Source organism: Vibrio sp. ZF 223 (genome assembly GCF_003050585.1).
Taxonomy (GTDB): domain Bacteria; phylum Pseudomonadota; class Gammaproteobacteria; order Enterobacterales; family Vibrionaceae; genus Vibrio; species Vibrio crassostreae.
This window is the reverse complement of the sequence record NZ_PIGB01000009.1, coordinates 171,173-187,043: the sequence shown is the minus strand read 5'-3', so window position 1 is coordinate 187,043 and position 15,871 is coordinate 171,173. Positions and strand designations below refer to the sequence as shown.

At 43.5% G+C, this 15,871-nt stretch carries 15 protein-coding genes; 2 read left to right on the top strand and 13 right to left on the bottom strand.

Translation table 11 applies throughout. The annotated features are described in order from the left end of the window. Positions 1-1,071, top strand: coding sequence for a helix-turn-helix domain-containing protein (locus CWO13_RS17425; protein WP_108083285.1), 1,071 nt, complete (start codon positions 1-3; stop codon positions 1,069-1,071). Between the two features lie 19 nt (positions 1,072-1,090). On the opposite strand, the gene CWO13_RS17420 is transcribed toward CWO13_RS17425, so the two are convergent. The 3 genes from CWO13_RS17420 to CWO13_RS17410 all read right to left on the bottom strand — a co-directional run bounded on the left by CWO13_RS17420 (position 1,091) and on the right by CWO13_RS17410 (position 4,477). Next, positions 1,091-2,104, bottom strand: coding sequence for an alpha/beta hydrolase family protein (locus tag CWO13_RS17420; RefSeq protein ID WP_102431342.1), 1,014 nt, complete (start codon positions 2,102-2,104; stop codon positions 1,091-1,093). A 123-nt stretch (positions 2,105-2,227) separates the two neighbouring features. Further along, on the bottom strand, positions 2,228-2,608 hold the full coding sequence (locus CWO13_RS17415) for a hypothetical protein (RefSeq protein WP_102431343.1): 381 nt from the start codon (positions 2,606-2,608) through the stop codon (positions 2,228-2,230). Between the two features lie 156 nt (positions 2,609-2,764). Beyond that, positions 2,765-4,477: an RluA family pseudouridine synthase gene (locus tag CWO13_RS17410; RefSeq protein ID WP_102431344.1), complete on the bottom strand. Its 1,713-nt coding sequence runs from the start codon at positions 4,475-4,477 to the stop codon at positions 2,765-2,767. Between the two features lie 291 nt (positions 4,478-4,768). Here CWO13_RS17410 and CWO13_RS17405 point away from each other — a divergent pair, with 291 nt between their 5' ends. Continuing rightward, positions 4,769-5,221, top strand: a complete 453-nt coding sequence (locus CWO13_RS17405; RefSeq protein WP_102431345.1) for an NUDIX hydrolase — start codon at positions 4,769-4,771, stop codon at positions 5,219-5,221. 17 nt (positions 5,222-5,238) lie between these two features. On the opposite strand, the gene CWO13_RS17400 is transcribed toward CWO13_RS17405, so the two are convergent. The 10 genes from CWO13_RS17400 to CWO13_RS17355 form a co-directional block, all read right to left on the bottom strand. Continuing rightward, positions 5,239-5,664: a bifunctional diaminohydroxyphosphoribosylaminopyrimidine deaminase/5-amino-6-(5-phosphoribosylamino)uracil reductase RibD gene (locus CWO13_RS17400; protein WP_102431346.1), complete on the bottom strand. Its 426-nt coding sequence runs from the start codon at positions 5,662-5,664 to the stop codon at positions 5,239-5,241. Positions 5,665-5,835: 171 nt separating this feature from the next. Then, positions 5,836-6,390: a nucleotidyltransferase family protein gene (locus tag CWO13_RS17395; protein ID WP_102431347.1), complete on the bottom strand. Its 555-nt coding sequence runs from the start codon at positions 6,388-6,390 to the stop codon at positions 5,836-5,838. After that, complete coding sequence (locus CWO13_RS17390; RefSeq protein ID WP_102431348.1) at positions 6,390-6,677, bottom strand: putative quinol monooxygenase; 288 nt, start codon at positions 6,675-6,677, stop codon at positions 6,390-6,392. The genes CWO13_RS17395 and CWO13_RS17390 overlap by 1 nt, the downstream gene beginning before the upstream one ends. Before the next feature lie 913 nt (positions 6,678-7,590). After that, entirely contained in the window at positions 7,591-8,448 is an 858-nt protein-coding gene (locus tag CWO13_RS17385; protein WP_102431349.1) for a hypothetical protein, read from the bottom strand. Further along, positions 8,448-9,302 (bottom strand): ABC transporter ATP-binding protein, encoded by an 855-nt coding sequence (locus CWO13_RS17380; protein ID WP_048661560.1) that lies wholly within the window; start codon positions 9,300-9,302, stop codon positions 8,448-8,450. Before CWO13_RS17380 ends, CWO13_RS17385 begins: the two co-directional genes overlap by 1 nt. Then, on the bottom strand, positions 9,299-9,670 hold the full coding sequence (locus CWO13_RS17375) for a GntR family transcriptional regulator (protein WP_048661561.1): 372 nt from the start codon (positions 9,668-9,670) through the stop codon (positions 9,299-9,301). The genes CWO13_RS17380 and CWO13_RS17375 overlap by 4 nt, the downstream gene beginning before the upstream one ends. 227 nt (positions 9,671-9,897) lie before the next feature. Further along, on the bottom strand, positions 9,898-11,643 hold the full coding sequence (locus CWO13_RS17370) for an EAL domain-containing protein (RefSeq protein ID WP_108083284.1): 1,746 nt from the start codon (positions 11,641-11,643) through the stop codon (positions 9,898-9,900). An 835-nt stretch (positions 11,644-12,478) separates the two neighbouring features. Then, positions 12,479-12,958: a type II secretion system protein gene (locus CWO13_RS17365; RefSeq protein WP_102432658.1), complete on the bottom strand. Its 480-nt coding sequence runs from the start codon at positions 12,956-12,958 to the stop codon at positions 12,479-12,481. A 261-nt stretch (positions 12,959-13,219) separates the two neighbouring features. Further along, positions 13,220-15,214, bottom strand: a complete 1,995-nt coding sequence (locus CWO13_RS17360) for a putative bifunctional diguanylate cyclase/phosphodiesterase (RefSeq protein WP_102432659.1) — start codon at positions 15,212-15,214, stop codon at positions 13,220-13,222. A gap of 41 nt (positions 15,215-15,255) precedes the next feature. Beyond that, positions 15,256-15,813, bottom strand: a complete 558-nt coding sequence (locus CWO13_RS17355; RefSeq protein WP_102432660.1) for a hypothetical protein — start codon at positions 15,811-15,813, stop codon at positions 15,256-15,258. Between the last annotated feature and the right edge of the window lie 58 nt (positions 15,814-15,871).

The window sequence follows — 15,871 nt, the reverse complement described above, 5'->3', positions numbered from 1 at the left end:
ATGCTTGCCATTCCTTTACCATTTGTCGCAGCGCTGTTGTTATTGATGACAGGTGTGCTGCTTCGATGCCGTTACCCACAAACCAGTCAAAAGCCATTTTGGTTTATCATTCTGTGCGCGTTAATGGTTACGGTAGTAGGCCTGCGATGGACGTTTGATATTGAGTTGTTTCGCTTCTTACAACCCATTCTCGGTGCCTGTGTTCCTGTGGCGGCTTGGCTCTGTTTCTCGGGAGCTCATCGAAGCCAATCCAGTACACATTTGCATTGGCTAGGTCCGATTGCTGTTTTAGTTGGCTCACTTTTTTATGTGCATCTCTGGGCGGGAACTCTTGATGTATTGCTGATCTTGCTCTATCTCGGTTATGGTGGCTTGCTGCTGAAGTCGTCGCTGCGAGTGCCGGAACAAGTGCGGCTAACCGATATCTCGAAAGTGTTGGTTGCTGAACGGGTTGCAGGTGTAATGCTACTATTCTCCGCTTTGGTCGACAGTGTGCTCTCTTACGATATCTTGCTGTTGAATGCGCAGCACACCAATCTGATCTTATCGATTAGCTACCTTGTTCTTATTCCAGCCATTGTGTCCGCTGTGATGGTGGTCAGTATTAGCACGCCTGCCGAAGAAAAAACCAAGCAAGTGCAGGCTTTACCTTCTATGTCACAACGCTCTCCAGAAGAGGTCGATACATCGACCACACTAGCGAGCAGCTTAGATGACGACCAAGCTGAAGAAACCGCGCAGATCATGGCTAAGTTCGATGCATTAATGAGGGATCATCAATTATTTAAAGATCCTGATCTGTCTCTCAATCGCTTGGCACGAAAGCTAGGCATTCCTGCTCGCAAGATATCGTCTGCGGTTAATCAAACTCACCAAGAGAACATTTCGAAGGTGATTAACGCCTATCGGATTGAGCACGCTAAGACTCTCCTGATGCAAAGTGATGAAGCGATAACTGACATCTTCTTTAGTTCCGGCTTTCAGACCAAGTCCAATTTCAATCGCGAGTTTTCAAGGATAACTGGGCAAACTCCGAGTGAGTATCGAAGTTCGCCACAAGTGTTAGATTGAGTGTGTTTGCTTCCGTTTATCAATTCAGAAAGCTAATGATGTCATTTAAGATCAATTGATGTAGCTGGTCGCGTGATGTACCAATGCCATCTTTACAAATAATGCCATCTCCTGGCACTTCTTCATTCAGCATGGCTATAGCACCGGGTTTACAGCTTTGAATGAAGCTGAAATGGGTGGCTTTCTCATAGACTTTGTAGCGTCTTGAGTTCAGTGGCATGTGCTCAGCAATATAGCCAGACTCCGATGCCTGGGGGAGATCTCCTATATCTATCCCGGCCGCCAGTATCAAGGCTGGTACATTGATGCCTTTTAAGCTATTGGCTGAAAAGCTGCGAGCAAGCCCCAGGTCAAGGCTAACGACACGTTGAATCCGAGGATCTGAAAGGTCTTTTGGGTCAGGCTCTTCATCTTGGACTTTGTCTAGCCCTAGCTCTTTAGCAAGCCCACAAGTTCGTGGGTTAGGGTAGTTGAGACAATTCGCCTCAAAGGTTGGTCTATCCATTTTCGCTCCCGCCAGTTGCATCACCGTCCAACCACCTAATGAATGCCCGATTGCGCTAACATTGTCGGCGCTAGCAGACTGCTTCCACGGGGCTTCGGATAACAAGTAGTCCAGAATACGTGATACATCTCGTGGTCTTTCCCACCATTTTGCTGCTTGCTTTGGGGAGTGGTCGAAAGAGGTGGTTCCCGGATGGTCAGTGGCCGCTACGATATAACCTTGACTCGCTAGTTTGGTCGCCAGCCAGTTTTGATTGCGCCAGTTTCCTCGGTAGCCGTGCGACAGCAGTATTACTGGAAAAGTGCCAGGTTGAATGTTTGCATATTTGATGACTTGTGTGCCGATGAAGACGGGGTTATCGCCAATTAAGGCTACGCCTGATGTATCTCTTGTGGGATACCAAATGGCAGTATTTAGCGGGCGATTAGGATCGTCATTTACGGTGACTTGAGTGAATCCGACGCCGGAAGCGATGGCTGAACTGCAAAGGAAAAGTAGGGATGTGAACAGTAAATGTGTGTATTTCATGGTTTTAACTCCAATTGGGTAAGTGGAGTTAATATGCGCTAAGGCTAAGTATCACGAGACCTCAAACACGATCGAGGACGCCCTAAATCGTGTTTGAGTACCGAACCTAGCGGCCTAGCCTGGTTACCTGCCTCTAAGGCGTTTTTCTACTAGGCCGTTTCTTTCTAAACCACGTCTTACGCTGCTGCATAGCTTGCCAAAGCGGCGCAGTTCTTCGAAATTTGGCCCTTGGCCAATTGAAATACTATGTTCCCAGTACATTAACTCACTGTCGACCATCTCTAGTAGTTTCTTAGAGCAACCAGAGCAGTTACCTTTTGGACCACAGATAAACGTCTCCGATTCGTAAAGTGGGAGCTCGTTTTTAACTTCTTCAATTAAGTTAAGCATTGCCGAGTTCAAGTCTGGCTTTTTGGGTGTAAGTGGCTTCAAGCTTGGTGCTTGAGTCGCAATTAATGGGGAAGTCAGTTTGTTAGGTTGTAAGTTCAAAGCAGCTGATGACATATCAAAGGCCTCAAGGAGAGAAGAAGGTGGGCATGCTACTCTTCACAACAAAGTGAATCTTGATGTAGTGCAATAAGCGCGGATATATACCCAAAAGAGGTAGGAGCCACAAGCGTTGTGGCTCCTTTCATTAAGACTCGTTATTAATGAGATATTTTAGAATTCGGCGTCGAACTGAAACTCCATCCACTCTTTGGTCACCGGGTGGTGCAGCGCAAGTCTTTCCGCGTGTAAGTGCAATCGGTCGGCTTTATTGCCATATAGGCCATCACCGACGATAGGCATGTTAAGGCCTTCTTCATGTGAACAGTGAACACGCAACTGGTGTGTACGCCCTGTTTTAGGGTGCAGGTAAACCTTAGTGGTTTGCTCGTTTCGCTCAATCACTTCCCATTTGGTTTCTGCAGGCTTGCCGTGTTCGAAGCAGACAATCTGACGAGGGCGGTCATACAAATCACCACGCAATGGCAGTCGAACATAGCCTTCATCTTCTGCTAGAACGCCTTCAATCATTGCCACGTATCGCTTCTCGACTTCACGAGTAATGAACTGCTTCTGCAAGCTCTTGTTCGCACGTCGTGTGAGAGCGAAAATTAGAATACCCGAGGTTGCCATGTCTAAGCGGTGAATAACAAATGGTCCTTCAACGTCGGGATGCATTTCTTGAACGCGTGTGTAGGCGGAATCTTTGATGGTTTTACCCGGCACGGATAGAAAACCTGCCGGCTTGTGTATTACAACGATGTGCTCATCTTGGAACAGAATATCCAGCTCTTTGCCTTCAGCAGGGTTCTCTAGCAATGGGTTTGGATCGACTTCTAGACCTTTCATCATATGGCCTAAAATCGGTACACACTTACTTTGGCAAGAGGCGTAGTATTTCTTGTGCTTTCGGATTTCAGATTTCGGTGAACGACCCCACCAAAATTCAGCCAATGCCAATGGTGTGTAACCATTTAAGTACGCGTATTGCAGCAATTTAGGCGCAGCGCATTCGCCAGAGCCTGCTGGTGGTATCTTGTTTGGCGTGTTTTCAAAGATCTGGTTAAGGTCTTCAACGTTTCCTTCCGCATTTTGGAAAGCGTATTGTGAAAACAGCTTGTGTTGAAGCTGATGAGAAATGTGTGCTCTTTGCTCTTTTAGCTCAGCCAGTTGAGTTGTGAAAACATCAACTTTAGCCTGCAATACTTGCAGGGTCTGTTCCCAGTTGAGTTTTAGGTACTTCTGCTGGTTCTTGTCGGCAACACTGGCCTTGTTTAACTCATTGTTCAATTGCTCGAAGGCTTGCTCATCAAGGTTTTCTTTACCTTGTTCACGTTGTTCTTTACGCGTTTTTCGGCCTTCAATAATCAATAGACGTTGAGCTTCAATTTCTTGCTCAGCTTGCGTTTTTTTCTGCGCCAGTTGCTCGCACAACTCAAGGTATTCTGCGTTAGCTTGTAGTGCTTTGAATTTTGCATTCACAGCCATCATGTCGGCAGTATCTTGATGGAAAAAACTGTCGCTGCTTAGCATGTCAAATACTGGTGGCACAAAGTGGGGCAATAGGTTCTGGTCTGCGATTTTTCCGGAGAAAGCAGAAAAGTAACCAAGCTCACCTTCAGGGCTTTTAACCAGCAACACACCAAACATTTTGCCGCGACCTTCATCAGAATCCAGCCCGAAGTCGTGTTGCCAGTCGGTTTGTGTTTCTAGATGCTGTTGAAGCTGATGAGATGCGATTTCACACAGTGGGTGTGGTTCGTAGTAGAACGGGAATGTGAAACGCTCAGGCAACGAATATGACTCGATCGGCTGTTGAAAACGAGTGAAGCAATGCTCAGGTGTGTGGCTGTTTTCTGAGTCGTGCGTTGGTTTTGATGAGTGCATAGTCGTATTAATACTTATATCGTGGTGATAAATGGTTGTGAGTCTACTGTGTATGTTTAGAGACGTTAAACACAGTACAAGGCGGCGATTCTACTCTTTATCGAAAAGCGCCTCAAATAAGAAATGGTTCTATTATTGGATAGCCAAGCGAGACGGTTAACACTGAACTCATGAGTTATGGCTTGAACGCCATTAATTGATGAGTAACTTCTCGTTTTTAATCATAGAAGACAATTTAACAAACGAAGGGTGTTAGCCTTGCCGCCCTCTTATGAAAACTAAGGTAACGTTATGATTCCACTCAATACTTCCATTGTCTCCGGTGTCGCTATTTCAGAGATCGACGGACAAATGAAAATGCTACTAATGAAGCGTGTGAAGGGCGAGTTTTGGTGCCATGTCGCAGGTTCGATTGAAGCGGGTGAAACAGGCTGGCAGGCTATCGTGCGTGAGTTTGAAGAAGAGACCCAAATTGAAGTAGAAGCTTTGTATAACGCGCAGTTTCTAGAGCAGTTTTACGAGGCGCACGTGAATGTGATTCAACTAATCCCTGTGTTTGCAGTGCTATGCCCGCCCAACCAAGCGATTGAACTGAATGACGAGCATACCGAGTACCGTTGGTGCAATCTAGAAGAGGCAAAAGCATTAGCGCCATTCCCTAACCAACATGCGGTCTACAATCATATCTGGTCGTATTTTGTCGACAAACCAGTCAATCCGCTTTACCGAGTAAAATTGAATTAATACTGGCTGTTTAAGGTCTAGGACTTACCAAGGTAAGGGGTTAAAAAAGCGCTCACTTGTGTTTGGCATAACCCCACATCCACCTTCACGCCGTGTGATTCAAGGATCGCAACACCACGACCATTATTACGAGGATCTGGGTCTAGCATCGCCACTATTACGTGTTTTACACCGGCTTTAACCAATGTATTGGCGCAAGCGGGTGTTCTGCCGACAAATGAACATGGCTCTAATGTCACGTAAGCGGTAACCCCTTCCATTATTCCATCATAGCTATTCAGTGCTTCAACCTCGGCGTGGTTTCCGCCGACTTTTTGAGTGTACCCAACAGACACCACCTTATCGTTCTTCACCAAAACGCAGCCTACTGGTGGGTTTGGTTGGCAATCAGGTAAGGCTTGGCGCGAAACTTCAAGCGCTCGCAGCATGTATTGTTGGTTCATGGTCGTTACTCTGTATGACGAGAAGGCGCAGCAGTTAGTTGCCACGCGTGGTTGATGAGTTGATTAGTGACTGACTTACTAAGCTACTAAGTTAGTCAGCTAACAAGTGGGGCATGGTCGATCTGATTGGACTTTTAGTCAATGGTTTTAGCGCTTGAATTCGAAAGCTAGTTAACGGTGACTAATCGTTAACTTAGGCCACTGGGTCAGCCAGTTCTTGGATTGTACTCTTTGCTCAAAGATATCTCGGCTACGCTTTGGGTTGGGGGTGACTTTTAAACCAAACAAGCTCTCTAAACCAAACGCCGAAATGCACTCGATATCCCCAGTGAGGCTCTGTTTTATGGCGACTGCGGTTTCTTTCTCTGGCCAATAACTCATCGCATCCAATGAGCTTTGGTAAGGTTTGTCGCCATTTCTAGTGTGCATGCAGGCTTGATTGCGAACTTGCCAATTCAGTTCGGGTAACCGTTGTTTAAGCAGAGCCTCGTATCTAAGATCCGATTCGTAGGAAGTATCAATGGGATCAAAGTAGATCACATCAATATCATTGAGTGGGGTCGGGGAGGTATAACCATGTAGGTGATCCCAAACGAGGTTTCTCACAAAGCCCGCAGCGACATAACACTGCGGTAAATCCAACTGAGATACACAGTCTATAACCTGCATTCGCAAGGGATCTTGTTTGATCAATGTGATGATGTGGTTGGCTAGTGGATGTATCATTATGATGTCGGAACATCGGTGACTTGGTAATGACGCGTCACGTTCTGGGAGATTTCACCCCATTTCGAGGCTTTTACTCGCTGTTGATGCGCTTCGAATGCTTCTTGGCTAGTGAATTCTTCATACACTTCAAAGCGATTAGGTTGAAGGGTGCTTTGACTGACTCGAAACACGATACAACCAGCTTCTTCCAGTGTCAGTTCTTTGTGCGCAACCAAGGCTTGTGTGACGGCTTCTAGGTCGTTGTCTGGCACTAGAATATGCCCTTGCAGAATTACTTTACTCATAATTACGTCCATTTAATTTTATTCACTACGGCTTTTTTCTATCAAAAGCTCTATCCGTTACAAACATAATCCCATTTTGATGTTGTGACGTATAGGCTGATGTGGCGATTATTTGTTCATATTGAATGTGGGATTTGTTACATCGTAACTTTAAGGGCAATATGATTAATAAAAGATAAGACACTGGAACTAAATTCGCGTTGGTCCGGTCTATTAAATTAGTATCATTGAACTGTATTGATACTGAAATGAATTTGTCATCTGAGAGAACTAACCTTAATTTTGAACAGCGGCTCATAGGATTGAATTGAGCCATAGTTGATATCTGGGTCATACTTTGATGTAAATGGTACTCAAAACTCTATATATTTTGTGATTTGTATCATTGATCTGGGCGTCAAACACCGTTAGATTCGAATGGTTGGCAATAAAAATAGCTCATGAAGAGCAGTTAAAGAAAAGGAAATATCCCTTATGAAAAAAATGAGAAGAGCACAGCTTCATCGCGTTCGTATCCAATACTGGAAAGACACGTCAAAAGAAGCATCAAAGAAATAAGCTTTAAATCGTAAAGCTTTAAAAGCTGAAAAGCTTAATCAAATGTAAAACGCAACAAACCGATTTCATTAGCACTCTTGAGGACCTTCATCTGGTCGGCGACTAAAGAAATCATCCCTAAAGAGCTGGCAGGCATTAACAACAATGCAATTTAATGTCAGCTCATTAATACCTCCTCTTAGACTCTCTTGTTTCTTCACTCGGTTACTCCCAATTAAATCCCTTTGTCCTTGTTACCCATCCCTGTATTAGCAAAGTCGTGATCAAAAAAAGCTCCCGATTTCTCAGAAGCTTTGATTTAGATTTTGATATCTGATGTGACTGCCCGATAAAGGCTCGTGCTTAGGGGCTGACTCTAGCGTTGGAACAGCGTCTTCAAGCTCACATCATCCGTTCTATTTAGCTTTAGGCTCAGCAGATAACCGCCAACACCAATCAGTGCGTAAATACTTAAAGATAAAATAGGCGCTTCTGCAATCGCGCTTAATGGGTTACTTGCTATGAGCACATTCATTGGCAGTGATGCGATGAGAGATAGGAAGTCATTGATGCCATAGAACCCAAACACGGCGACAGAGAGGAACTTAATCGCATAGCTTGAGATGAAAATGACAAGTAATGGAGAGTTTACCAACTGCGAAATCGCTAGGGTAACGGTTGCCAGTGGTAATAAAACCAGTGCAACTAACAGCATTCGCCCAAAGAACACCACCCAGTTACTCAGCACATAAAATAGAGATTGCTGTTCAACCAGTAGCGCCAATTGTTGTTCGCTTGAGATGTTCAATATCCAGAATAGGAAATCGGCGAACAGCACGAGCAACGCACAGATAGCCGGAATAACCACTAAACCGAAACCTAACTTCACGCCGTGAGTCATTGCATTAGATACTGGCATACTTCTCCAAAACATCGAACTGCCTTCTTGGCGCTCTTTACGCAGCGTTTTAGGGATGTAAAGTGTCGACAGGATCAGTGAAATCAGACCCGCGCCAAAGTAGATCACCGAGTTGAGATCTTGCGCGAACTCTCTATGGATGTCGCTCACGTCACCGTTCACTTGCATTTCGAAGAAAAACTCATGCTGCGCAGCGCCATTAAAAAACAGACTAACGAACAGCAAGAAACCACATAACGCGACAAATAGAGGTAATCGAGTATTAATTTTGTGCTCGATGAGTTCTTTTTCTAGCATATAAAAACTTGGATGCATTATGCCTTCTCCGTTTGTGTTGCAAGGAATAGATCTGCGAGGCCAACATTGTAGATAGTGCCCATCGGCTCAACCTGCGCTTTGTATTGACCTTCCAATAACCACTTAGTAGTTCCTAGCCCTGGCTGTGAGGTTAGCGGATTGAGCTTCTGGATCTCGCTTGAATGGTTGTTTGCAAGTTCGATAATGAAATAGTCGTTCTCGATGTCTTCCATGCTCTTTTGCAGCACACAATGGCCTTGCTTTAAAATCAGCACATCCGTTAATAAGTGTTCAATCTCTGAAACCTCATGGCTTGCAATGATCATGGCGCGTTCGCCGTCGTGGAACCACTCTAGTAGGTGGCGATAAAAAGTATCGCGGTACAGCAAATCGAGACCCAACGTTGGCTCATCTAAGATCAATACTTGAGTATCGGTTGCGATGATGATCGCAAGGTGAAGTTGTACCTTCATTCCTTTAGAAAGCTGTTTGATAGTGGAAGATAGCTTGATGTTGGTGCTGCTTAATGTCTGTTCTGCTTTTTGCTTGTTGAAGCTTGGGTGGACACCTTGGGTGTAACGAAGCAGTTGTTTAACGGTCATCCACTCGGGTAATACGTTAACGTCTGAGATGTACGACAAGTGCAGCATGAGTTCTGCATGCTGGTGGATAGGGTGGTAACCGTTAACCTCAATCTCACCTTGATAGCTGTGTCCGCCAAGCAGAGACTTGATGAGAGTTGATTTACCCGCGCCATTGTGGCCTAGAAGGCCAAGCACTTGCCCCGGCTTTAACTCAAAGCTGATGTTCTCGACACCCACTTGATTTGAATAGGTTTTGGTTACGTTTTTCACGGAAAGTAAAGTACTCATGACTTGTCCTTTATATGTTGTGCTAGCTGTTTCACAAGTTCTTCGACACTCATATCAATGATGCTTAGCGTCTCAGCGATGGCTGGGATCTGTGTATTGATGAATGATTGGTGTGCAGACTCTTTCAATTTTTGAAGTGCCCCTTCGGCCACATACATGCCTTGGCCGCGTTTTTTCTCTACCAAGCCTTCATCCACCAGTAACTGGTAGCTTTTCATGACAGTAAGGTGGTTGATCTTGAGATCAGCAGCAACGGCACGCACCGAAGGCAATGCTTGTTGCTCTAACCAAACACCTTGAAGAATTTGGTCACTGATCTTCGTAGCAAGCTGCCTAAAGATCGGTTGGTCGTCTTTCCATTCGGTCATAATTAAAACTGCATGGTGATATACATGTGTATAACACTAACCTAATTCCCAAGATAGACAAGCTTTTTCTATAAATTAGCTGAATGTTAACTTTTATGGTTGGATAAAGCATGTTTGGCGGAGAGGGTACTTGAAGCCTACATCCTTGTGGGCTCTCAAGCAGCTGTATGAGCGATTATTATTTGAATAGGGAATAGTTGCTCATCAAGATTCTTATTAGGGTGGGGCTATTGTTCCTTTGACTCATTAGGCCGGCTATATAGGTAACCTTGATGCAGGTTGTAGCCCAACTGACACAGGATATATTGCTGCCTGCGCGTCTCGACACCTTCATAAATCATTGTGATATTTGATAGGCGTCCAATCTCCGATATATTAAGCAACACGCCTTGATGGTGCTCTCCTGACTCGATATCCTTAACAAAACAGCGATCCAGTTTTAGATAGGTAGGAGAGATGACATTGATGATTTCGATGTTGTTATTGCCCGTACCAAAGTCATCCAATGCGATGGTGAGCCCCAGCTTTTTGATCGCTTTGATGTTGTCTATCACCTCGCATCCGTAACCAATATTTGAGTATTCAGTTATCTCAACCACAAATTCATTCGCTTCCATCGCGTCTAAATGCACTTTAAGTTTTGAAAAGTTATTCCCAACTAAAGCACTTGGGCAGACGTTGACACCGTAAACCTCATGGCTGTTGTTCAACTTGGCGTTTCTGACCGTTTCGATAAGTAAAATCGTATGAAATGTCAGTAGGTTGGTGCGTCTCATCGTGTTGATGAAGCTTAAAACGCCAACGTTACGTACACGAGATAGCAATTCGTAATATAAAACGCTGTTGTCTTCAGTGTTGATGATGGGCTCTTCTTCAAAGGAGATGTGTTGCCAACGACACAGATAGATCACAAAGCCCAGAATATAAGAGCGATAAAGCAGCGTGGCGGTTATCAGAGAAAGCGCAATCCACAACGCAACAATATCGTCACTGAAGAAGGTGATGGTTGCGCCAGTTGGCAGGGATGTTTGATAAATAACTTTACTCTCTTCGCCAAGATTTAAGATGTAGTAACCATTCTTCTGGATGGAGATAGAATCGACTAATAGAGGCAATAGTGAGTTCTTGTATCGAGCTTCGATAGAGCGTTTAGATATTCGAGCAACCATCTCTATGTCGTGTTCGGTATCTATGAAGCGTGAATAGGCAAAGTCAGCACTATCGTAGAAGTCGTCTGCTTGATCGAGCTCTATCATTTTTGAACGTGTTTTAGAGATATAGCATGAGCCATGAGGTGTTGCCATGACGACAGAATCAAGGTTGAGCGAGTGCCTTAGCGAGTGCACTGCACCTTGGCTATCACAACCGTAGTCCATGACCTCTGCTGCAATATGTTTGGTGTTTTCACTGTATTCATTCGCAATCTTCGTTGTATAAAGGATTTGGAAAAAGTAGACAACGAACAGGAAAAAAGAAGAGATGGTGAACACGGTTATCAGAGCCTTGATCAGCTCTCGATGATAGGTGTTGAACATCAGTTTCAACATCTCGACCTGGCTGGGCTTGAATTGGTTGATGTCGTACTTTGGTGCGATACGGTTGGTTGAGCTTTTATCGAGGTCGATAAAGTAACCTACCTTATAAAGGTTAGAGATAAGTTCACTATTATTATCAACCTTCGCTTTTTTGCATAAGCTTCGATATTTCTTTCTTATAGAAGCAATAATGTTTTTTAACGCGTATAAGCTAAACTCTTCGTCAAAGTGTAATTTAAAAGATTCTTCAACATCTCGTGCAGATTGAGGGTTTGATATTGATGAGTGTTCAATAAGATATTTGAAAACAAAACTCTCTTTACTATTAAGAGTTTCCTCTGATATCTTATTACTGTCTCTTTTTATATATATTTTTTCTTTATTATAGATCAGTTGCAAGCTCTCATTATTGTTATTTATATTGAAAGAACAGTGCATAGCTCAACTCCTAAGCGATAGTTATTATATTGGCGTGATGGATATGTGATGGTGGGATTGTCATTCAACACAAGAGTTCGATCTAAATAATATAACCAAAATGTCACCATTTTCTCTTAAGATGTTGATACTAATCGCAGAATTTGGGCTTGAATGAAAGGTTATGGAGATGTTCACCCAAAAGTTGAATTTATAAATGAAAGCCAATGATTTACAAGGGGTAAAGGGGATTTATCCATTTGTTTTGGTATTTATCCATTTCACAGCTTCTATGCGGCAGGTTTAGCGACTGGATTTAGAGGTTTCCAATGTAGCTTCTGGTGGTATTCATTCAGCTTATCGATGTGTCAGATTTATCAGAATTTTTCAGGATAAAATTAAATTATGTCAGTTTATGTGATATTAATATAATTTAAACGGCTTATTGTTTTGGTGATTTAATTAAAGTATTCAATGATAGAATTAATTATATTTGTTTAATAATTGATTTTAATTTATTCTATTACGAATTTTAAATAGTGAAAATTTAAGATGGGATATTTAAAATAGGGAAAGGGTGACGTTTATCATAAGGTGTTGATTAAAGGATTTTAATGGGATTATTATTGACATATGTATCAAATATGTGTGCATGTAAATATTCATCGGCTAGTGATGAAAATAAGATATGAATGAGGTTGGTGTTATACCATGAGCACTGCCTAAAAGTGTAAGCAGCAACAAGTTAGATCAATTAGTATTATTTTTGAGCAAATGTTAGCGTAACCACATGATATTCAAAGATCTGCTGTGGTGGATTTGTGTTAACTATAGAAAGCGTGCAATCGTTGAGTATTTAACATGCACCGTCAAGAACGACGATTTGCGGTTCTTTTTCCGGTTGATAGAGTACCTGGCAAAAATCGCCGACAGGTGAATAGGTGTAACTCTCCGTATCAAAAGAGATAGCGGCAACTCTTTCTGCATTGCTGCCAGAGTCTACTTCTTTGTTGATTACATGAAGCTCTGTTGCGTCGATATTGAGCAGTCTTCTTAGTGAGTCAACATAGGCGATTGGATAGCCGTGGCAGACGTAGTAGGTCTCAATCTCGGTTTTTTCAATGTAGTCACATTCTCCCTCCACACCAGCAATCGCAGACTTCGCATAAATCATGTCGATACCCGTGCGAAGGTTGCCAGCCACATCGTGTATTTTGCTCGCGCGAGCATTACCTTGAACGTCTAAGAACTTGACCATAGCTGTAGCCGAAACGATCGCTAAGATTAATACAGAGATGATCAGTTCTAAGAGAGTGAAGCCGTTTTGTCTGTTCATGTTTACCGATGATTTGCTCTGCTAAAGGGACGGAATGAGAGTAATCTAAATACCAAAGTCATTACAGTTAGTAGGTATAGTGGTTTGGTGTTTTATTGGGTTGATTTATAAGGAATTCTCTATATAAACAACAGTTTAATCTTCATTCCTTACTGTTGAACGCTATGTAAGCATACGTAAGCGTTCACATTGGTGCTGTTACCTTGTTTATTAATCATTCAAAGTTCTAACTTGTTGATAAAGTTAACTTTATTAACCGACTTATCGAACGAATAAAAATTGGCTTTCGACTTCGTTTGACGGGATTGGTTTGCTAAACAAATACCCTTGAAGGTATTGGTATCCACAGTCGATTAAAAAGTCTTTTTGTGTTTCGGTCTCGACGCCTTCAGCCACCACTTTGAGCCCCAACTTGTCGCAAATTGCGTGGGTCGCTTGGACAATCGCTTTGCTTCCTTTGTGTGAGCCGTGAACAAAGCTTTTATCAAGCTTTACGGTGCTAATCGGTAAGTCGTGCAGCATAGAGAGGGAAGAGTAGCCAGTGCCAAAATCATCAAGGTGGAGTTCAACGCCTAATTTGGAGATGTCGCTTAATGCTTGTCTTACTTCACCGTGTTTGAAAATCATCGAAGACTCAGTGATCTCAAGTGCGATGTTTTGAGGTTGGATATTGTAGAAGTTCAGCATTGCTAATAGCTGCTCGGCAAAGGTTGCGTGCATCTGAATACTCGAGATGTTGATGCTCATCATTAGCTCGCCATCAAACTCCCGATGCCATATTGATAGCTGTTTAAGTGCTGAATTGAGAACCCACTTTCCGAGTGGCACTATCTGCCCAGTATCTTCCGCCAAGGTGATGAATTCATCAGGGCCAATGTTACCTAGCTCTTTGTCTGACCATCGAAGTAGCGCTTCAAAGCCCTTAACCTTGTTACTGTTGGTATTCATGATCGGTTGATAATGCAGATTGAGGTCTTCGTTTTCTAGGGCTTGAGTCAATCGATGGCGAATTTCTACTTTTCGGTGAAGCGTTTGTGCCAAGTCTGGAGTGAAGGTTTGGAATCGGTTTCGACCATTGGCTTTAGCAATGTGCATCGCCATCCCCGCTTGTTTAAGCAATGACTCCTGATCCATGGCGTTATCAGGGAAATGTGCAGTACCAATGCTACAACCGATAGAGAGAGTGCCAATGCCGGTTATGTGGAAGCTTCGGTTCAAGGCATCAATAATTCGGGTGCAAAGCAGCGGGATGTTTTGATTTCGGCAGGTGTGGGCGATCACTATGAATTCGTCACCACCGAATCGACCAATCATGCAGGTTTCGTCAACGAGCTGCTTGAGACGTTCACCTACTTGTTTGAGTAGTTGGTCACCCACACTGTGTCCGTAGGTGTCATTGACCAGTTTGAAGCCATCAAGATCAACGAAGATTAGCTCAAAGGGAGAGCGATAGGCAATACTGGTTTCTAAGAGGTTAGTGATTCCACGGCGATTGTATAGTTCGGTTAAACAGTCGTGCTCTGCATTGTATCTGGCCTTGATCAGCTTCTCTTTCTGTTTGGTGGTACAAGTCAGATTTAACAGCAGTTCACTCTTATCAAATAGCCATTTTCCTTGCACATCAAAGTGGTGGGCCTTATCACCAATATGGCAGCTGACTTCTTCTAAAATTTCTCGCCCTTTACGTGCCGAGAACAACCAGTGGGCTGCAATTTCTTCACTTGAAACAAAGTCGGAGAGGGTGGAAAACGGCATGCCATAGTTCTGGGAAAATGCAGAGTTAGCACTCACTACCGCTCCCGATCTATCAAATAGAAGAGAGAGGTTTGAACCATCCGAGCAAGCGAGATCGTGCTTTAGACTACCTTCTTCCGCGACGACTTGTACCAACATGCCGGTTCGGCCGTCTGGTAGTGGGATCCCAGAAAACAGACACAATGCACGCTTCGAAATGTAGTTGGGAGTGAAGTTCCACCATGTCTTGATGCTTTCGTTGCGTAGAAATTGCCTTTGGTATTCTTCGAGCGTTGCTTCTATTGCCTTAGACATCTCGACGCTGAAATCACGTGACGTCAGCTCAAACAGAGATTCAGACTCCCAGAGAGGTAGGGCACTGCTGTTTGCCCAAGTTATTCTCTTATTATCAATGTCATATATCCAAATAGGACACTGGAGATACTCGAAAGGCTGATAACTTGTCATCATATTGAACTCGGCACACGGATATTTGGGTTGAACGAAGCCCACTGAACTCATGCCGTCAGTAGGCTGTTTGTCTTTATTTTTAATTTCAACTTTTACAGGTTCAGTGAGCGGATGATTTTCGTCACTTTACCTAGCGGCGTGGTCTCTATGACATAGCCTTTTTTGTCATCAAATATCTCACCATCAATCAACTGCCATCCATTTGGTTGCTTTGTGATCTCTTTAGGGAAGTCCTTATCGAATATCGAATAATTTGGATAGACGGTTTCGATGGCTTCGAACAACAGCTGAGCTTCATCTTGGTTAGTGACCACGAAGTTTTCCTTAAGGCACATGGTTAACTCTGGCAATGGTTGGGTTGTGTAAGGTTCTGTCACCGTACCCAATACACCGTTGTGCGAGTAAAATAGGTATGAACCACTGCTGCTCTCGTTGCCTTCTGGCGACTTGATTGAAGGCGTTGCGCTGTAGAATTCACAGTTAAAAACCATCTTCTGAATAATGCTGTTTTGTGGTGTCACCTGAATGTCTATCCAAGCACTGACTTGTTCTTGAATCTTGTTCACTGTGTCATGTTTATTGGTGTCAGCAATAAGCGGTGTTGAAACTAAAGCAGTGGTTGTAAGTAACAGTGAAAGCGATTTATTCATCTTAAAGAGGGCCCAGTGTCCAAGTGGTAATTGTCTAATAATGAGTTAATTCATTAGT